The 18,226-nt window shown below is 70.6% G+C and carries 16 protein-coding genes; 6 read left to right on the forward strand and 10 right to left on the reverse strand.

Features of this window, described 5'->3' with window-relative positions; all coding sequences use genetic code 11:
* Positions 1-23: 23 nt before the first annotated feature.
* The 8 genes from mctP to ACGFIO_RS30750 form a co-directional block, all read right to left on the reverse strand.
* Positions 24-1,673, reverse strand: a complete 1,650-nt coding sequence (mctP, locus tag ACGFIO_RS30715) for a monocarboxylate uptake permease MctP (protein WP_392831246.1) — start codon at positions 1,671-1,673, stop codon at positions 24-26.
* A complete protein-coding gene (locus ACGFIO_RS30720; RefSeq protein ID WP_392831249.1) occupies positions 1,666-1,902 on the reverse strand; it encodes a DUF3311 domain-containing protein in 237 nt (78 codons plus the stop codon). Before ACGFIO_RS30720 ends, mctP begins: the two co-directional genes overlap by 8 nt.
* 132 nt (positions 1,903-2,034) lie before the next feature.
* Complete coding sequence (locus ACGFIO_RS30725; RefSeq protein ID WP_392831252.1) at positions 2,035-3,300, reverse strand: glycoside hydrolase family 18 protein; 1,266 nt, start codon at positions 3,298-3,300, stop codon at positions 2,035-2,037.
* 72 nt (positions 3,301-3,372) lie between these two features.
* Positions 3,373-4,650 (reverse strand): bifunctional RNase H/acid phosphatase, encoded by a 1,278-nt coding sequence (locus tag ACGFIO_RS30730; protein WP_392831253.1) that lies wholly within the window; start codon positions 4,648-4,650, stop codon positions 3,373-3,375.
* The gene (locus ACGFIO_RS30735) at positions 4,647-5,381 is read right to left on the reverse strand and encodes a zinc ribbon domain-containing protein (RefSeq protein WP_392831256.1); all 735 of its coding nucleotides are present in this window, start codon (positions 5,379-5,381) and stop codon (positions 4,647-4,649) included. Before ACGFIO_RS30735 ends, ACGFIO_RS30730 begins: the two co-directional genes overlap by 4 nt.
* Complete coding sequence (locus ACGFIO_RS30740; RefSeq protein ID WP_392831259.1) at positions 5,378-6,205, reverse strand: Nif3-like dinuclear metal center hexameric protein; 828 nt, start codon at positions 6,203-6,205, stop codon at positions 5,378-5,380. Before ACGFIO_RS30740 ends, ACGFIO_RS30735 begins: the two co-directional genes overlap by 4 nt.
* A 23-nt stretch (positions 6,206-6,228) precedes the next feature.
* Positions 6,229-6,801, reverse strand: a complete 573-nt coding sequence (locus ACGFIO_RS30745; RefSeq protein WP_392831262.1) for a flavoprotein — start codon at positions 6,799-6,801, stop codon at positions 6,229-6,231.
* Positions 6,802-6,814: 13 nt separating this feature from the next.
* Complete coding sequence (locus tag ACGFIO_RS30750) at positions 6,815-8,047, reverse strand: helix-turn-helix domain-containing protein (protein ID WP_392831265.1); 1,233 nt, start codon at positions 8,045-8,047, stop codon at positions 6,815-6,817.
* Positions 8,048-8,291: 244 nt separating this feature from the next.
* On the opposite strand from ACGFIO_RS30750, the gene ACGFIO_RS30755 reads away from it, so the two are divergent.
* Together ACGFIO_RS30755 and ACGFIO_RS30760 are read left to right on the forward strand one after the other, a co-directional pair.
* Positions 8,292-8,825: a DNA primase gene (locus ACGFIO_RS30755; protein ID WP_392831267.1), complete on the forward strand. Its 534-nt coding sequence runs from the start codon at positions 8,292-8,294 to the stop codon at positions 8,823-8,825.
* A gap of 485 nt (positions 8,826-9,310) precedes the next feature.
* Positions 9,311-10,048: a hypothetical protein gene (locus tag ACGFIO_RS30760; protein ID WP_392831270.1), complete on the forward strand. Its 738-nt coding sequence runs from the start codon at positions 9,311-9,313 to the stop codon at positions 10,046-10,048.
* A gap of 56 nt (positions 10,049-10,104) precedes the next feature.
* On the opposite strand, the gene ACGFIO_RS30765 is transcribed toward ACGFIO_RS30760, so the two are convergent.
* On the reverse strand, positions 10,105-10,482 hold the full coding sequence (locus ACGFIO_RS30765; RefSeq protein ID WP_392831272.1) for a hypothetical protein: 378 nt from the start codon (positions 10,480-10,482) through the stop codon (positions 10,105-10,107).
* A 344-nt stretch (positions 10,483-10,826) separates the two neighbouring features.
* Here ACGFIO_RS30765 and ACGFIO_RS30770 point away from each other — a divergent pair, with 344 nt between their 5' ends.
* Entirely contained in the window at positions 10,827-11,300 is a 474-nt protein-coding gene (locus tag ACGFIO_RS30770; RefSeq protein ID WP_392831275.1) for a hypothetical protein, read from the forward strand.
* 188 nt (positions 11,301-11,488) lie between these two features.
* Here the strand turns inward: ACGFIO_RS30770 and ACGFIO_RS30775 are convergent, their stop codons facing one another.
* Positions 11,489-12,394: an NAD(P)/FAD-dependent oxidoreductase gene (locus ACGFIO_RS30775; RefSeq protein WP_392831277.1), complete on the reverse strand. Its 906-nt coding sequence runs from the start codon at positions 12,392-12,394 to the stop codon at positions 11,489-11,491.
* A 47-nt stretch (positions 12,395-12,441) separates the two neighbouring features.
* On the opposite strand from ACGFIO_RS30775, the gene ACGFIO_RS30780 reads away from it, so the two are divergent.
* From ACGFIO_RS30780 to ACGFIO_RS30790, 3 genes are all read left to right on the forward strand, one after another.
* On the forward strand, positions 12,442-13,014 hold the full coding sequence (locus ACGFIO_RS30780; protein ID WP_392831279.1) for a helix-turn-helix domain-containing protein: 573 nt from the start codon (positions 12,442-12,444) through the stop codon (positions 13,012-13,014).
* A 371-nt stretch (positions 13,015-13,385) separates the two neighbouring features.
* Complete coding sequence (locus ACGFIO_RS30785) at positions 13,386-13,871, forward strand: hypothetical protein (RefSeq protein ID WP_392831281.1); 486 nt, start codon at positions 13,386-13,388, stop codon at positions 13,869-13,871.
* 116 nt (positions 13,872-13,987) lie between these two features.
* The gene (locus tag ACGFIO_RS30790; RefSeq protein ID WP_392831284.1) at positions 13,988-18,103 is read left to right on the forward strand and encodes a hypothetical protein; all 4,116 of its coding nucleotides are present in this window, start codon (positions 13,988-13,990) and stop codon (positions 18,101-18,103) included.
* Positions 18,104-18,226 lie beyond the last annotated feature (123 nt).

Consider the following 18,226-nt stretch of genomic DNA (forward strand, 5'->3'; position numbering starts at 1 on the left):
TACCGTGGGAGCGGGTCGGACGGTCAGGTGGACGAGGCCAGTTCCTCGTCCGGCTTGACCCGGGACTTCTCCAGCCGCGCGTCGCCCTCGTCGGCGAAGTAGTCGTCGGGCTGGGTGGCGTCGATGCCGTCGGGGGTCTTGGCGGCCCGCAGGATCAGCGTCACGACCGCGGCGATCAGCAGGTTGACCAGCACCGTGACGAAGCCGACGTAGATCGTCTTCTTGGTGTCGAGGCCGAAGTCGGACAGCGAGAAGGCCGAGCCGCCGAAGTGCGCCCGCTTGGTCGCCGCGTTCGGGATCTGCCAGAGCATCCAGAAGCCGAGCCCCATCCCGACCGCCCAGCCGGCGATCAGGCCGCCGCGGTGGAACCATCGGGTGAACAGGCCCAGCACGACCGAGGGCGCGGTCTGCAGGATGATCACGCCGCCGATCAGCTGCAGGTCGATGGAGAACTGTGGGTCGAGGAAGAGGATGCAGGCGACCGCACCGACCTTGACCAACAGCGAGACGATCTTCGCGACCGACGCCTCCTGGGCGTGGGTGGCGTCCTTGCGGATGTATTCCTTGTAGATGTTGCGGGTGAACAGGTTGGCCGCGGCGATCGACATGATCGCGGCCGGGACCAGCGCGCCGATGCCGATGGCGGCAAAGGCGATGCCCGCGAACCAGGACGGGAACTGGGTGTCGAACAGCAACGGCACGACGGTGTTGCTGTCGACCGTGCCCGCCTTGGCGCCGGGCAGCGGCTTGACGCCGGCCGAGATGGCCGCGTAGCCGAGCAGGGCGAGCAGACCGAGCAGGAAGCTGTAGGCCGGCAGGGCCGACATGTTCCGCTTGATCACGTTGCGGTTCTTGCTGGCCAGCACCCCGGTGATCGAGTGCGGGTAGATGAACAGCGCCAGCGCCGAGCCCAGGGCCAGCGTGATGTACTGCAGCTGGTTGTTGGCGTTGAGTGTGATGCCGTCGTTGGGCGCGGGCGATGCGGCGAACTTGGCCTTGGCGTCGTCGAAGATGCCGCCCCAGCCGCCCAGCTTGTAGGGCAGGTAGATCACCGCGACCAGGATCACGATGTAGATCAGCGTGTCCTTGACGAAGGCGATCAGCGCCGGGGCGCGCAGGCCCGACTGATAGGTGTACGCGGCCAGGATCGCGAACGCGATGATGATCGGCGCGTGCCGGGCCAGGAAGCTCTCTCCGGTGATCCCCATCGTCTTGAGCACGGCCTCGATGCCGACCAACTGCAACGCGATGTACGGCATGGTCGCCACGATGCCGGTGATGGCGATCAGCAGGGCCAGGGTCCGCGACCCGTACCGGTTGCGGACGAAGTCGGCCGGCGTGACGAACCCGTGCCGGTGCGACACCGACCAGAGCCGGATCAGGATCAGGAAGAAGATCGGGTACATCACGATCGTGTACGGCACGGCGAAGAACCCAGCCGCGCCGGCTCCGAAGACCAGCGCGGGTACGGCCACGAACGTGTACGCGGTGTAGAGGTCACCGCCGACCAGGAACCAGGTGATCCAGCCGCCGAAGCTGCGCCCGCCCAGACCCCATTCGTCGAGGTGGGCCATGTCCTTGGGCGCCCGCCACCGCGCGGCCACGAAGCCCATGGCGCTGACCAGCAGGAACAGCACCGCGAAGACGGTGATCTGGGTGATGTGCTCACTCATTGGGCGACCGCCTCTTCGTGGTCATCCGGTACACCAGGGTCGTGGTGGTGACGCCCAGGATGATGAACACGACCTGGATCCAGTAAAAGAGCGGAAAGCCCCCGAGCCGGGGGTTCTCGGAATTGAAGATCGGGGTCAGCACAGGGACCACGATCGGAATGATCAGCAGCCAGTTCCACGGACTCCGGTCCGAGCGTGGTGCCGGGGTGAGGGTCTCGGGCTCGGCCATCGGCCGTACCTCCGGATCAGGGGTTACAGGGTCGACGTGAGGTTAACGACGAGGTACGCCGACAAGAGCTCTCTGTGCGCTGAAAGGCGACGGTGGTGCGCCGAACGGCACACCACCGAGAGCTGCCGTTATTCAGTTGAGACCCTTGGATATCGCCCGTGTGAGTGACGCGGAGGCATCGTCACCGTCCAACGACCACATCATCGCGCCGCCGAGACCCTTGTGGCGGATGTAGTCGGTCTTCTGCCGCAGCTGGGCCGGGTCGTCGAAGGTCCAGAAGGTAGTGCCGTTGTAAAGGTAGGTGTGCCCCGCCCGCCGGTCGCGATACACCGTGTACCCCTGCGCCGGCAGGCCGGCCAAGGTCTTGTAGTCCTCGGTGCCGGCCGCGAAGACGCCCGGGGCCGCGCCGGTGGCGGCGCCGAAGAGCCCGCCGGTCACGCCGGTCCAGCCCTGGCCGTAATAGGGCAGGCCGAGGACCAGTTCACCGCGCGGCGCGCCCCGGTCGAGCCAGGCGTCGATCGTGGTGGTGATCGAGAAGTCGGGGTTGTCGGGCGCACCGGCCGGCACGCGCAGGGCCGACTGCTGGTTGGCCCGGGCCTCCCACGATCCGTGGAAGTCATAGCCCTGCACCGTACCGAAGTCGAGGAACTTGAAGATCTTCTTGGCCTCGAATCCGGCGTCGATCTTGGCCGGGGCGGCCGGCAGGAACGCGGTCAGCTCGTACTTGTGGTGCCGGGCGCGGCCGAGCCGGTCGAGCGCGTCGCGGAAGGTGGCCAGCAGCCGGGTGAAGTTCTGCTTGTCCTCGGGCCGGATCACGTTGCCGGCGTTGCCGTCCGCGCCAGGCCACTCCCAATCGAGGTCGATGCCGTCGAAGATGCCCGCGGCGGCACCCGGGGCGACGCCGGGCAGGTTTCCCTTCAGCCACAGGTCCACGCACGAGTCGACCAGGCGCTGGCGGGACCGCGCGGTGGCGGCGGCGTCGGAGAACCACTTGGACAGCGTCCAGCCGCCCAGCGAGACCAGCACGCGCAGCCGCGGGTTGGCCGCCTTGAGCTCGGCCAGCTGGTTGAGGTTGCCGGCGATCGGCTGGCCGGCCACGTCGGCGACGCCGTCCACGCTGGTCTCGGCCGGGAACGGCACCTGCCAGTCGGCCCACGCGTCGGCCGAGGCGCAGAGGCCGTCCTCGGTCACGTCACTGAAGGCGTAGTTGATGTGGGTCAGCTTGCTCGCCGCGCCCGAGGTCTGCAGCTTCGCGACCGGGAACTGACGACCGTAGATGCCCCACTGGGTGAAATATCCGACCTTGACGTACCGGTGGCTGTGCGCCTGGGCCGGAGTCGCGACGCCCGCGAGCGACACCAGCACGGCGGCGCCCATGGCGAGAAGACGGCTTCGCATCGAGCACTCCAACAGTGAAGAAAGTTTCCTGTTGGAGGAAGCTAGCCCCGGGCATCGACCCCGGTCAAGGAATCAACGCAGGTGAGCCGTCTCGTTGACCGAACGGACAGCCACGTTGCCGTCGGGCCAGATGTCGATCGTGGACACTCCGGCCGCATCCAGGAAAAGCCGGTGCAAGAACCCGTCCCCCGCGTCGAGCGCGTCCCGCAGAATCAGCTTCAACGGCGACACGTGCGAAACCACAACCACATTCTTCCCCGGGTACGCGGTGAGCACGGTCCCCACCGCCGTCCGTGCCCGGGCCGCCACCGTGTCGAACGACTCGCCCCCCGGCGGCGCCACGGCCGGCGAGCCCAGCCACGCGTCCATCTCCCCCGGCCAGCGCTCCTTGACCTCGGCGAAGGTCAGCCCCTCCCACGCGCCGAAGTCACACTCGATCAGCTCGTCGAGCACCGTCACGTCGGCGCCACCGGCCTCGGCGGCGATGATCTCGGCCGTCCGTACACATCGCATCAGAGGTGAGGTGACCACGGCCGCGACATCACGGGCCAGACCGGCCACCCGCCCGGCCGCCGCCATCGCCTGCGCCTCACCCTCGTCGGAGAGCGGGATGTCGCCGCGCCCCGAATACCGCCCCTGCTTGGTGTAGGCGGTCTCGCCGTGCCGCACCAGAACGATCCGGGTGGCCTCCTCGGTCGACGCCGGCGGCGCCCAGTCCCGCTTCGCCCCGCCGGGTACGAAACTGTTTCGTTCACCCCCGGGCGCGGTCCTGTCCTGTACGAAACTGTTTCGTTCACCCGTCGCCGCGGTCCTGTCCTGTACGAAACTGTTTCGTTCGCCCGACCCCGCGGCCCGACCCTGTACGAAACTGTTTCGTTCGCCCGACGCTGCTCCGGCCGCCGCCGCCGGCCGCGACGGCACGTCGGGCACCTTCTTGCCGGCGGCCTCGTCCATCGCCCGGTTGGCCAGCGCGTCCGCCGCCCGGTTGCGCTCGCGCGGGATCCACTCGTAGGTGACCTCGGTGAACCGGCCGGCCAGCTGCACCGCCTCGGCGGCGAGCGGGCGCAGGCCCGGGTTCTTGATCTGCCAACGACCGGCCATCTGCTCGATGACCAGCTTGGAGTCCATGCGTACGTCGACCCGGGTCGCGTTCAGCTCGGCCGCCGCCCTGAGCCCGGCGATCAGCCCGGAGTACTCGGCCACGTTGTTGGTGGCGACGCCGAGCGACTCGTACCGCTCCAGCAGCACCTGACCGTCGTCGGCGGCCATCACCACGGCGCCGTACCCGGCCGGTCCGGGGTTTCCCCGCGAGCCCCCGTCGGCCTCGACGACGACGTGTAAGTCGCTCACAGGCCGGACTCTGCCGTACGCACCATGATCCGCCGGCATTCCTCGCAGCGGACCACCTCGTCGGCCGGCGCGGACTTCACCCGGGCCAGGTCGGCGCCGTACAGCTCGATCCGGCAGCCGCCGCAGCGCCCGGACCGGAACAGCGCCGCGCCCAGCCCGCTGTCGGTCCGGATCTTGTCGTACAGCGTGACCAGGTCGGCCGGCAGGTCGGCGGCCAGCGGACCCCGGGAGGTGGTCTTGAACTCCTCCTCCTTGGCGATCTCGGCCAGCGTCTCGTCCCGCCGCGTCTCGGCCGCCGTACGCCGCTCGACCGCCTCGGCCAGCCGCTTGCGCACGTCGTTCAGCGTGGCCTCGGCCGTCTCCTTCTGCTCCATCAACTCCAGCTCGGAGTCCTCGAGCTCGGACTGCCGGCGGTTCAGGGTGGCCAGCTCGTGCTGCAGCCCCTCGATCTCGCGCAGCGCACCGCCGGCGTCCAGCCGGGCCTGATCGCGGCTCTTGCGCGTACGTACCTGCTCGATGTCCTTCTCGAACCGGGCGATGTCGCGGTCCAGGTCGTCCACCGCCACCTGGGCCCGGACGCGTTCGTCCTCGAGCGCCGAGATGTCCCGGGCCACCGCCTCGATCTCGGCCAGCTCCGGCAGCGAGCGGCGGCGGTGGGCCAGCTGGGCCAGGGCGGTGTCAACGGCCTGCAGGTCGAGCAGGCGACGCTGGGCTTCCGGTGCGGCCTTCACGATCGGGACTCCTTCTTCAAGCTCTCAGCATGCACAGTCCACGGATCGGTGTCCACATCGGACACCAGAACGTCGGCCGGGAAACGGTCGCGCAACCACGCTGCCAGCTCGTCCAGCCACGGCCGTTCGCTGGCCCAGTGCGCGACGTCGATCAGGGCCGGTCCGCCGGCCGCGAGGTGCTCGCCGGCCGGATGATGACGAAGATCGGCGCAGAGGTACGCGTCCACGCCGGCCGTGGTGGCCGCACCCAGGAACGAGTCGCCGGCGCCACCGCAGACGGCGATCGTAGCGATCACGCGGTCGGGGTCGCCGGCCGCGCGTACCCCCGCCGCCGTGGCCGGCAGCCGGCTCGCGGTGAACGCGGTGAACTCGGCCAGCGTCACGGGGTCGATCTTGCCCACCCGGCCCAGCCCCAGCGTCGCACTTCCTTCATGGGGCACCAGCGGGCGCGTCTCGACCAGGTCGAGGCGGGCGGCCAGGGCGTCCGAGACACCCGGCGACGCGATGTCGGCGTTGGTGTGCGCGACGTAGAGCGCGATGCCCGCGCGGATCAGCCGGTGGACGATGCGGCCCTTGTACGTGTCCGGCGCGACCGACGACACGCCCTTCAACAGCAGCGGATGATGCGCCACGATCATCTGCGCGCCGGCCGCGATCGCCTCGTCGACGGTCTCGGGGACGCAGTCGACCACGCACAGGATCCGCTCGACCGGTGCGTCGAACTCCCCCAGCACGGGACCGACCCGGTCCCAGTCCTCGGCATGCGCACGCGGATAACGCTCGTCGAGGGCGGCGACGACGTCGATCACGGCGGTGGTGGTCACGGCCGCCAACTCTATAACCTCGACTAGAAGGCGCCCGGCTCCAGCATGCTGTTCGCGGTCATCCGCTCGCTGACCGTCCGCAGGGCGAGCCGCCAGGGAAAGCGCGCCCGGTAACGATCGATCTGCCCGGGTTGGCCGAGCCGGCGGGCGTCGTACAGCACATGCACACCCCAGCTGCTCAGCTTGGCCAGGCTCTCGTGCAGCGCCGGGTGCCGGGCCATCACGTTGTTCGTGTACGGCACGACCGCGGTCGGGATCTCGAAGCCGTACCCCTCGACCAGCAGCCCCAGTACCAGCGTGTCGGTGATGCCGGCCGCCCACTTGTTGATCGTGTTGACCGTCGCCGGCGCCACGATCATCGCGTCGGCCGGCGGCAGCTGGTCGGGCTCGCCCGGCTTCTTGTACCAGGTCCGCACCACGTGACCGGTCTGGCGGTGCAGCGCGTTCACGTCGACGAAGTTGCGGCCGTCCGGGGTGGTGATCACACACACCTCCCAGCCTTCGCTCTGCGCCATCGCGACGAGCTTGCCCACGTCACGGGCCATCGGCGAGCCGCACACCAGGATGTACAGCACGCGTGGGGCGTTGGTCGTCACGTGTTGACCCACCTCATACGCCGACTCCCATCTGCTCGGCCAGCTCCGCGATCGGCGCGGGCGGCGTGCCCCGCGTGCGTCGCAGCACGTCGGAGAGGACCTCGTGGGCGAGCGGGCGGCAGCGGATCTCGGACGGCGCGAGACGGTCCCCTTCGAGCAGCATCTCGCTGGCCCTCTCGACGTCGCCGATCTGCGCGTACCCGCGGGCGATGTCCAGGTAGTAGTGCGCCCGGCGCTCCGGGAGCATCGCCTGGAAGCCCTCGTGGTCGATGCGTTCGTACATCTCCACCGCGGTCCGGCCGTCGCCGAGCTCCACCGCGGCCGCGGCCCGGTGCAGCTGCACGTTGGTCGGGCCGAAGCTGGTCCAGTAGTGGTTCTGGTCGCCGCCGAGCTGGATCGCCGCCTGCTCGGCCCCGCTGATCAGGTCGCGGACGGTGGCGCTGTCGCCGATCCGCGCGGCGGCCATGGCCCCGTTGAGCAGCAGCATGCCGTACACCGACAGCTTTTCCTCGCGCTTGGCCTCGCTGCCGTCGTACCCGGCCAGCCGGTTGGCGATGTTGACGTTGACCTCGAGCGACGGGCGCGCGCGGCCCAGCGCCAGCAGCGCGCTGCCGACCCGGTAACTGGCGATCCCGGCGAGCAACTGGTCGCCGGCGCGCTGCGACACCGCGATCGACCGGTCGGCGGCCAGCCAGGACAACTCGTGCTCGCCCACCTTGCGCAGTGCCGAGGAGGCGATCTGATAGACCTGTCCCAGCAGGTGCGCGGCGCGCCGTCCCTCGTCGCCGTTGGCGTGCGCGGAATCCGCCGCCTGGGCGTCGCGCAGCAGCTTGGGCAGCGTACGGGCCAGCACCCCGTATTTCGCGTGTTGATAGGTGAGCCAGGCGTGGCTGACCGCCTTCTGCATCTCCTCCAGCGGCGGGCACTGCGGCGCGGGCTGGAAGAACGCGCTCATCTGGTCGTACCGCTCCAGGGCGGCGCGGATCTCCTCGACCTCGACCTGGTCGATGCAGTTCGGAGTCTCCGGGCGGCGCTCGACGTCCTTGCCCAGCAACAGCTGGACGTCCACCTGCAGAACGTCGGCGATCTCGTAGACGACGGAGAACTTGTCGAGCCGGCGTACGCCTCGCTCGACCTTGTCGACCCAGCTCTTCGACTTCCCGAGCCGGTCGGCGAAGACCTGCTGGGACATCTTGCGGCGGCCGCGCCAGTAGGCGACGCGACGCCCGATCGGCAGCTCGTCCACGGGTGCCTCCCCAACTCAGCCGGCGACCCCCACCGGTGAGCTTCCCTTGTGTCGCGTGCAGTGTGGACCACTCGTGACAGTGCTGATCGCACAGCTTGTGTGATCTCGTGCACGGCAACGCTCGTATTTTTACATGCAACTTGCAAATTGTGGATCTGACCGGACCAACGATGCGTGTTGCGCTTGGACACGGCAGCCGGGGCTGGTAGGACCGCCCCGGCCCGGACTCGGGGGTTTTCGAACCATGCGGAGGAACCGCCGGCGGCCGTTCGGCCGAACGACCTTCCTCGATCGGCTCCGCCGCCGGCGGCTGATCCACCGCTACGAGGCGCACGGCTGGCGGGTGCTGGACGACGATGTCGAACAGGGACAGACCCGGCTGGCGACCGGCCTGCGGTTCGACGCGCTGGCCGTACCGGACCTGCTCGGCCTGCGCGTCCTCGGCGCGACCCGGCTGCACGCTGAGCTCGACCTGCCCGATCTGCGCGGCCCGGTGCTGGGCACGCCCGCCGGTTCCTGGTTGTTCCTGGTACGCCCGGGCGCCCCGCTGCGGTCCGACCTGGAGGGCGTGCCCGGCATCGTCCGGCACGGCCGCGGCTCCTGGGTGCCGGCCGCGCCCGGCCGCACCGACGAGGGCCCGGTCCGCTGGGTGGTTCCCCCCGAACGGGTGAACTGGCGGCTGCCCGCGTCGGCCGCCGTGCAGGGAATACTCGCCGGCCTTCCGATACCGCGGACTGTTCTCCCGCGCCAGATGTCCACGTTGCGCCGAGCCCTCTGAACACGCGTCCCGGCCCGGGCCTTGCGCCATCCGGACAACCGGACACGCCGCTGCCCACCCGACCGTCGGATCGTTGACGCTCATAGCGGTCGGTTGACGGGCATGGGCGGGGGCACACATGTCGAGAGACAACGTAGTAGGGGGATTTGCCGGGGTCGAGTCACCCGAAGGGGTGAATACGAATTTCCGGCACGCGGGCACCCGTCCGTCCGGTTCCCGGCCGACCGGGAGCCGCCCCGCCGGGAGCCGCCCCGCGGGCACCCACCGCCCGGTCCGGGACCTCATCCTCGGGTGACCACCGGCCGCCCCGGATCCCGACTCCGGCCACGCCGGCACCCGCTCCGCCACCAGGGCCACGACCGCCGTCCCCGGCCGCGTCGTCACGCCCCTGTTCATCGCCGTTTTCCGGCCGACCGGCCTACTCCCCGACCGGCCGTCGCGGGGTTGAGTGAGGGTCGGCGCCCGAGCGACCTGGGGAGGGTCCCGTGTCCGACGATCCCTTCGGCCCGACCCGTGCCATCCGGCCACCCGCTCCGCCCCCGTCCCACGCGTCGAGGTGGCCGTGGGTGGTCCTGATCGCCGCGGTCGTCTTCACCGCCTCCGGCATCTGGTACGCCTACCAGCACGACATGATCGTCCCCGACTCGGGCATCCGCGCCTGCGAGGCCCTGGCCGCCGGCGACAAGTCCGTGGCCGCGCAGGACCGCGACAACAACTTGACCATGAGCGAGTACAAGCACCTGCGCCAGGTCTTCGCCCGCTCCCGCCACCGCGACATCCGCGACCACGGCACCAAGCTCATCGACGTGGCCTGGCAGATGAGCCGCTCCCCCGACGACGACCTGAGCGCCCTGGCCTACCTCGGCCCCCTGGTCACCCACCTCACCGGCCTCCAGTCCGCCTGCGCCGACCAGGGCATCTTCATCAACCTGACCCCGCCCGCGACCAACCGGACCCGCCCCCGCGACTGCGCCGAACTGTTCCCGTCCCCCGGCCGGATCATGGCCCCACGGGACACCCACGAGTGCACCGCCACCGATGGCTCGACGACGCTGGTGACCGCCCGGGCCTGCTCCGACGGCCGCCTCCTCTTCGAACTGATCCCGAACGGCGGAACGCAGCCCACCACGTGGGGCTTCGGCGGCGACAAACCCCACCCGGTCGACGGCAACCCGCTGACCGACAAGGCCTACACCAAGGCGGGCGCGGACTGCCGGACCTGACCTCGCACCCGCCGAGCCTGGTGCGGAAGGCGCGCGACGACGCTCGGCCCGGCAGCTCAGCCCGGCGCTCGCTGCACGGGCGGGAGCAGCGGCTCGGTCGCGGGCAGGGCGGGGCCGTCCAGTGCCCGTACCTCAGCATGGTTTTGATCGTCGTAGCGACGCAGGCCGGAATGGGACGGCAGGAGGGTCAGCAGGAAGCTGTGGCGGAGCTGGTCGGCGCCGGAGAGGACCTGGCCGGCGAAGCTGTCCCACTCGGCGGCCTGGCGGCGCCAGCGTAGGTCGGACTCGTACTGGGTGCGGCGGACCGCTTCCAGGTGGATGCGGGCCGCGGCCATGGCCTCGAGGTGGCGGCGGTAGAGGTAGAAACCGGTCCAGACCGCGATGACGGCGACGGCGCAGCCGCCGGCCACCGCGCCCAGCCAGAAGTCGGGCATATGCGCACCGTAGCGTTCATGTTGGCCCTGCGTAATCGGCCTGTCGGGTCATTGACGGGTGAAGCGCAGGACACGGTCGACGGTGGGACTGTCGGCGTCGTCGGGCGGCTGCTGCCAGCGGGCCACCGACCAGGTCGCTATGCGATAGATGAGGGCTCGGATCAGCATCTGGGACCACTCGGGGAAGTACGGCGCCCAACGCGGGATGTGCTCGGCGTCGGCCCGGTGTCAGACCAGGGCGTCGGTCACCGCCACGGCCCACGTCGGTGGGCGGTGGTAGGCCGGCCGGTCGAGCGCGTTCGCGGCGGAGAAAACTGTCAGGGGGTGGCTCTAGGTTCTCAAGCATGGATGAGAACCGGTACCAGCCACCGGAGGCCCCGCTTCCAGACCTGTCCCTCGAACGTCAGATCACCATCGGCGACACCCAGTTCCTGATCACCGCGACCGGCGGCATCGACACCCGCATCAACCTGGCCGTGGTCGGCTGCGATCGCGACGGGCGGGTGCTGAGCGAGATCAGCGGAGGGATCTCGCGCGCCAATCTCCCGATGCTCGCCGAAGCCCTGTCCTCCACCCTGGCCGGACTGGTGGCGCTGCACGGGCAGCACCACCGGGCGACGGTGCGCCGCCGCCGACCGGCCAACCACGGCGTCCGCTGGCGTCGTGCCGACGACGAGCACCTGATCGCCCGGCACCGCGACGGTGCCTCCCGGCGTGAGCTCGCCGACGAGTTCGGCCGTAGCCCGGCGGGCATCCGGGCCCGGCTCGAGCACCTCGGCGAGCTGGACCGCCCCGACCCGGCACCCACACCCGAGTAAACGCGGGCCGGTCGGTCCGAGCCCATCGGACCGGCCGGCCTTCCGCCTGACTTTTCCCGCACCCGGCCCGCACCCCGGCGCCGGCTCAAGTGGCACCGGCCAACGCCGATCCTTCTGACATCCGCGGGGGGTTCCCGCGGATGGGCGGGCCCGGCCGTACCCCCTCGGCGGTTCGGGCCCGCCCCGGCTCAGGCCACGTCGGCCTGGATCAGCTCCATGTTGATGGCGGCCGCGGCGGCCAGGCCGGCGGTGGCCGAGCTGATCACCACGGCGGCCGGGTCCTTCACGTTGCCCGCCGCCCAGACGCCCGGCACCGACGTGCGGCCCATGTCGTCCTCGACCGGCAGATGGGTGCCGACGCCCATCGGGTGCTCGACCGGCTTCAAACCCAGCGGGGCGAGGAAGTCCACCCGCGCCTCGACCCGGCTCGCCACGACCAGGTGGTCACGGGCGACCACGGTGCCGTCGGCCAGGCGTACGCCCGCGTCGGTGACCGCCTCGACCTTCCCGGCGACGGTCCGCACGCCGCGCACCCCGAACTGCCGTGCCTGTTCGGCGTCCGGATCGAACGAGTCGTTGAGGAAGAGCAGCAGGTCATCGGTCCACTGGCTCCACAGCAGCCCCTTCATCGCCGACATCGCCGGCCCGGCCGTCGCGATCACCCCGATCCGGGTGCCGCGGGCCTCCCAGCCGTGGCAGTACGGGCAGTGCAGCACCGTCCCGCCCCAGCGCTCGGCCACCCCCGGGATGTCCGGCAGCACATCCCGCACCCCCGAGGCCACGATGATCCGCCGGGCCCGGGCCTCGGACCCGTCGGCCAGGGCGACCCGGAAGTCGCCGATCGCCCCGGTCACCTCGCGCACCTGCCCGGTCCGGAACTCGGCACCGTAGTGCTCCGCCTCGGCCCGCCCGGCCGCCGCCAGTTCGGCCGGCGGCATCCCGTCGCGGGTGAGGTAGTTGTGCACCCCCGCGGCGGGCGCGTTACGCGGTTCGCCGCCGTCGATCACGAGCACCGTCCGCAGTGCCCGCCCCAACGCGACCGCCCCCGCCAGTCCGGCGGCCCCTCCACCGATGATCACCACGTCATGAGTCATGCGTCCGAAGGTCCCGCACCCCGCGCCGGGTGGCAAACTATCTTGCCATGATGGCAAAGGACGACGTGATCGCGGCCGTGGGTCCCCGCCTGAGGGCGCTACGCAAGGAACGCAACACCACGTTGACCGCCCTGTCCGAGTCGACCGGCATCTCGGTCAGCACGCTGTCCCGCCTCGAGTCCGGCCGGCGTCGCGCCACCCTCGAGCTGCTGCTGCCGCTGGCCCAGGCGTACCAGGTCCCCCTCGACGACCTGGTCGGCGCCCCACCCACCGGCGACCCACGCGTCTACGCCCGCCCGATCCAGGCCTTCGGCCAGACCATCGTCCCCTTGACCAGGCAACCGGGCGGCGTCCAAGCCTTCAAACACCTGATACCGGCCGGCCGCCGCGCCGAGCCCGACCCGAAGAGCCACGACGGCTACGAGTGGCTCTACGTCCTGACCGGCCGCCTACGCCTCGTCCTCGGCCACCACGACCTGGTCCTCCCACCGGGCGAGGCGGCCGAATTCGACACCCGCATCCCCCACTGGTTCGGCACCGCCACCGGCGACGCGGTCGAGTTCCTCTCGATCTTCGGCCCTCAGGGCGAGCGCATGCACGTGCGGGCACGGACCAGATAAGACCTTTCCGGGTACGGGCACAGCAACTGCCCGCCCCCTCCGCGAGCACCCGGGCGGTCCCGCCCGGTGCCGCGGGCGCCGGGCTGAGCTGCCCGCTCACCCCAGTCCGGGGGCGAGCCGATTTGTCGTCATCGTTGGAGAATCGCCATTCCGGGTGAAAATCATCGACACCATTGTCACGCTGTCGAATTCCCGATGGTGCACTCGCTGACCGGTCGCAATCGGTACCGTGGAAGTGCGTGAACGACACGATTCGACGTGGGGCGACGACAAGCGTGGTGGTACCCGGGGCCGCGCCGATGTAGCGTGTGGCCACGACGACCCACCGTTCACAGTAGTGAGCCAGGAATCATGACCACGATGGAGCGCCGATGCTGACTGAGGCACTGATCGCACTGGCGGCCGCGGGTGGCACTGCGCTCATGGAAGCCGCCGCCACCGACGCGTGGAATACCGCCAAGACCGGCATCGCCCGCCTATTCGGCCGCGACCAGCAGCAGGTGACCATTCTCGAGACCCGGCTGGAGGACTCACGCGCGCAGGTGACCGCGGCCGTCCCGGCGGACGAGCTCGATCAGGTGCGCCTGAGGCAGGCCCAGGCGTGGGCCACCCGGCTGGAAGATCTCCTCAGCGAGCAGCCGCAGGCCGCCGACCGCCTGCGGGGACTCATCGATGAGCTGGCGCGACACCCGGCAATGACCGGTACGGCAACGGCGATCGGGACGCGCAGCGTCGCGGTGGGCGGCAACGTCGACGTGCGCGCCGAGGGCGGCAGCGCCGCCGCCCTCACGATGGGAGACGTGACGCTGGGCGCCCCGCCGGTGGACCCCTCCGGGCCGGGCCGGCAACGCGACTGACCGCACCCGGCACGCATTTCGACCCGTCGCCGGCCGGGGGCCGGGCGGCAACAACACAGTCGCCCATTCCCGCCGAATCCTTCTTTCCGCCGGGCGTAACCGCCGTCAACAACTCGGTGGCCGCGCACAACATCGACCAACTGCATTACTACGCCGGTCCCTCGGCCGCGCTGTGGCCACGATCCGGCATCGTGTCGCACGCCGACGAAGTAGCGGCACTCGAGGGTTTGCGACGTAACCTTCGAGACGACTGCCTGCCTTTCGTGCCACCTCCGGCCGACGCCGAGACCCATCCCGAGCAAATTCTCGAGCGACTCGCGGGAACATCGGAACAGCGCGGCATTCTGCTGGTCGGCGCGGCCGGGACAGGCAAGACCCGCACCTGCTTCGAGGTCGGCACGCTGGCCGCCCGCACCGGGTGGACCGTCCTGCACGTCAAGCCGGGCGAGCCCCTGGTCACCAACGCCGATCTGGGCAACGCTCTGCGGCACCTCGGTTCCGACCGCACCCTTCTCGTCCTGGACTACCTCAACGACTGCACCGGCCTCGACCCGGTCGGCCTTTACCAGCAGGTGTTACCCGACGCACGACGCGAGGGCACGCATGTCGCCCTTCTGGCGTCGGTGCGCCCCGGCTGGTTCATCAACACCGAAGCCCCGATCAGCCGGTTGTTCGAAGTGGTCGAGCTGGCCCCGGACGCCGGTCGCACGGCCGAGATCCGTGATCGCATAGTCCGGACCCTCGCCCCCACCGCGATCGCCGCCGTCAACGAGCAGGATCTGCTGCGGCTGTGCGGCGTCCGTCCGATCATCGCGATGCTGGTGGCGATCGAGGCGGAACGTCGCGCCAAGGCCGGGGATCTGCAGCCGGTGCTCAGCAGCGTTCGCCCCGGCGACCTGGTGGACTGGCTGAATCGGCGCCTGGCCGAGGACGAACTGCTGGCCCCGCGTACCGGTGCCGGGCAGCTCGACGCCCGCCTGCGGGCCTGCGTGGCGATGTCACTGGCCGGTCCCCAGGTCCGGGAGAGCCTGATCGCCTGCGGGGACGCGGTCTCCAACGCCGAGGCCGGCGACGCCGAGCATCTCTTCGAGATCATGTTGAAGATGGGCTGGCTGGTCGCTCAGTCCGGGGAATACTCGACAGTGCACGACGCGGTGACCGATCAGCTGGTCGACCGCGCCTTCCACCGGCAGGGCAGCGCGCTGGTCCGCGCGGCCGCCGCCGACGACATCCTGGCCGCCTGTCTGACCCGGGGACGCGCGGTCGGCCGGTATGCCACCAACCTCGGCCGCGTGTTGCGCGACCTGGTCCTCGAGGAACGGGCCGTTCCGTTGCAGGAACACTGCAACCGCTGGCTGGCCGCCAACGCCGACGAGGTCGGCCGGCTGCTGGCCAGCGAGCAGGACGAGGGTGCGTACGCGCTCGGCGCCGTCATGGACAACCCGGCGTGGTCGCCCGTCGCGGTCAGCCACTGGGATCGCATCGTCGCGCCCTGGCTGGCACTGCACAGCGGGTCGCTGCCCGCGCGGCACCTGCTGTACAAGGGTCTCAAGGCGAACGTCTCCACCGACCGGTTCATCGAGGAATCGATGACCTGGCTGGGCCTTCACCACAACCGTCCGGAAGCGACATTCGTCCTGCGCCCCCTGCTGGAACGCACACCCGACGATCGCACCGACACGATCACCGGCTACGCCTTCGCCTGGCTGCAACGGCACAGCGGCAACCCCATGGCGCAATTCGTCCTGCGACCTCTGCTGGCCAGCTCCACACTCACTCCGGCCCAGATCGACCTGTCCGCCGGCTACGCCCTGGCCTGGCTGCGGCAGCACGGCGTCATCTCCGAGGCCGGATTCGTGCTGCCCTTCCTCCTGGGCCGCGATCTGTCCGCCGACCAGGCCGACACCGCTGTCACCGCCGCCCTCACCTGGCTGGAACACCACGGCAGCACCGCCGAGGCCCGGTACGTCCTGCGCGCGGTACTCGAACGGGACCTGAACGCGGACCAGTCCGGCCAGGCCATCGCCGCCGCCCTGACCTGGCTACGACAGCACGGCACCATCCCGGAAGCCCGGTACATCCTGCGCGTGGCACTGGAACACGACCTGAGCTCGGACCAGGCCGACATCGCGGTCGCCGCGGCCCTCACCTGGCTGGAACACCACGGCACCACCCCCGACGCCGGGTTCGTGCTACGTGCCGCGCTGAACCGCGAACTGACCGACGACCAGGCCGACATCACCGTCGCCGCCGCCCTCACCTGGTTGGAACACCACGGCACGAGCCAGGTCGCCGGTTTCGTCCTGCCCGAGTTGCTCAACCGCGACCTGCCCCCCGGCCGCACCGGCACCGTCATCGCCACCGGCCTCAGCTGGCTGCAGCACCACGGCACCTTCCAGGCCGCGGACTACGTGCTACGCGCCGTGCTGAACAGCGAACTGGCCCGCGATCAGGCCGCCATCGCCATCGCCACCGGCCTCAGCTGGCTGGAGGAACACGGCACCACCCCGGCCGCGGACTACGTGCTACGCGCTGTGCTGAGCAGCCAACTGACCGACGACCAGGCCGACAGCGCCGTCGCCACCGCGCTGACCTGGCTGGAACAACACGGCACGACCCAGGCCGCCGGTTTCGTCCTGCCCGAGTTGCTCAACCGCGACCTGACCCCGGCCCGCACCGGCACCACCATCGCCGCCGCCCTCACCTGGCTGGGACAGCACGGCACCATCGCGGACGCCGGGTTCGTGCTTCGCGCCGTGCTGGGCCGCCGCCTGCGCGCCGACCAGACCGGCAATGCCGTCGCCGCGGCCCTGACCTGGCTGGAACACCACGGCACCGCCCCGGCCGCCGGGTTCGTGCTGCCCGAGTTGCTCCACAACGAGCTGACTCCCGACCAGGCCCGGGACGCCATCGAGGTCAGCACCGTCTGGGTGCGGCAGCACGGCGGCACCCCCACCGCCGACTACGTGCTGCGCGCCGTGCTGAACCACGACCTGAACGGTGATCAGGCCGGCATCGTCACGGCCGCCGCCCTCGCCTGGCTGGAACGACACGGCACCGCGTTCGGCGCATCCTTCCTGCTGCAGCCGCTGCTCGTGCGCCGCGACCTACCGGCCGAAACGGCAGCGTCCGTGACCGCCGCGGCCTTCGCCTGGCTGAAGCAGCACGGCACCACACTCGAGTCCCGTTTCGTACTGTCCGAACTGCTGGGTCGCAGCCTGAACCCCGATCAGGCCGGCACCGCCGTCGCCGCCGCCCACGCGTGGCTGGAGCAGCACGGCACCGCGTTCGTCGCTTCCTTCCTGCTGCAACCGCTGCTCCTGCGCCGCGACCTACCGGCCGAAACGGCAGCGTCCGTCTCCGCCACCGCTGTCGCCTGGCTGGAGCACCACGGCACCGTCCCCGAGGCCCGCTTCCTGCTGCAGCCGCTGCTCGGCCACCGCGACCTGCCCCGCGACCGGACCGCCGGCGTCATCGCCACCACCGTCACCTGGCTGAAGCGCCACGGCACCATGGCCGAGGCCACGTTCCTGCTGCAACCACTGCTCCGCCGCCGCGACCTGCCGGCCGACCAGGCGGCCGGCGTCATCGCCACCACCGTCACCTGGCTGAAGAACTACGGCACCCTCGCCAAGGCCCGGTTCCTGCTACAGCCACTGCTGCGCCGCCGCGACCTGCCGGCCGGCCAGGCGGGCGAAGCCATCACCGCCGCCGTCACCTGGCTCCAGCACCACGGCACCGCCGCCGAAGCCTGTTTCGTGCTGCCCGAGCTCCTGGGGCGCACCCTGGACGCGGACCAGACCGAAGACCTCGTTTCCACCGCCCTCGCCTGGCTGAAGCACCACAGCACCACGCCCGGAGGGCGATACGTGCTGCACGCCCTGCTGGGCCGCAAACTGCCGGCCGACCAGGTCGCCGACGTCACCTCCGCCGCACTCGGCTGGCTGGACCAGCACGGCAGCACGACCCTCGCCTCTTTCGTGCTGCAGCCGCTTCTGAACCACCGCGACCTTCCCGCCGCCCAGACCGCTCAGGTCATTGCCGCCGCCTTGACCTGGCTCGACCGGCACGGCACCCTTCCCACGGCCCACTTTGTGCTGCAGCCCCTCCTCCTCCACCGCGACCTGCCTGACGCCCAGTCGGCCCACCTGACCGCCGCCGCCACCGCCTGGCTCCGCCAGCACGGCACCGCCTCCGCCGCGGCCCAGATCCGCCACTCCCTGGAGCCATAGAAAGCCCTGTTCATCCTCGGCGGGCCGCGGTCATTCCCGGCGATATCTCGACCGGGTCGCGGTCCTCGTGATTCCACTGCCGGCGGTGGAGTCCCTCGATCCCGCTCCATCCGCTGCCGCTTC

This window comes from Actinoplanes sp. NPDC049265 (genome assembly GCF_043197135.1).
Taxonomy (GTDB): Bacteria; Actinomycetota; Actinomycetes; order Mycobacteriales; family Micromonosporaceae; genus Actinoplanes.

Excerpts from the sequence above, each read along its gene's own strand:
- ACGFIO_RS30785 (WP_392831281.1), top strand. The coding sequence starts at position 13,386 with ATGCTGACTGAGGCACTGATCGCACTGGCGGCCGCGGGTGGCACTGCG.
- ACGFIO_RS30765 (WP_392831272.1), bottom strand. The coding sequence starts at position 10,482 with ATGCCCGACTTCTGGCTGGGCGCGGTGGCCGGCGGCTGCGCCGTCGCC.
- ACGFIO_RS30775 (WP_392831277.1), bottom strand. The coding sequence starts at position 12,394 with ATGACTCATGACGTGGTGATCATCGGTGGAGGGGCCGCCGGACTGGCG.
- mctP (WP_392831246.1), bottom strand. The coding sequence starts at position 1,673 with ATGAGTGAGCACATCACCCAGATCACCGTCTTCGCGGTGCTGTTCCTG.
- ACGFIO_RS30780 (WP_392831279.1), top strand. The coding sequence starts at position 12,442 with ATGATGGCAAAGGACGACGTGATCGCGGCCGTGGGTCCCCGCCTGAGG.
- ACGFIO_RS30725 (WP_392831252.1), bottom strand. The coding sequence starts at position 3,300 with ATGCGAAGCCGTCTTCTCGCCATGGGCGCCGCCGTGCTGGTGTCGCTC.
- ACGFIO_RS30770 (WP_392831275.1), top strand. The coding sequence starts at position 10,827 with ATGGATGAGAACCGGTACCAGCCACCGGAGGCCCCGCTTCCAGACCTG.
- ACGFIO_RS30720 (WP_392831249.1), bottom strand. The coding sequence starts at position 1,902 with ATGGCCGAGCCCGAGACCCTCACCCCGGCACCACGCTCGGACCGGAGT.
- ACGFIO_RS30755 (WP_392831267.1), top strand. The coding sequence starts at position 8,292 with ATGCGGAGGAACCGCCGGCGGCCGTTCGGCCGAACGACCTTCCTCGAT.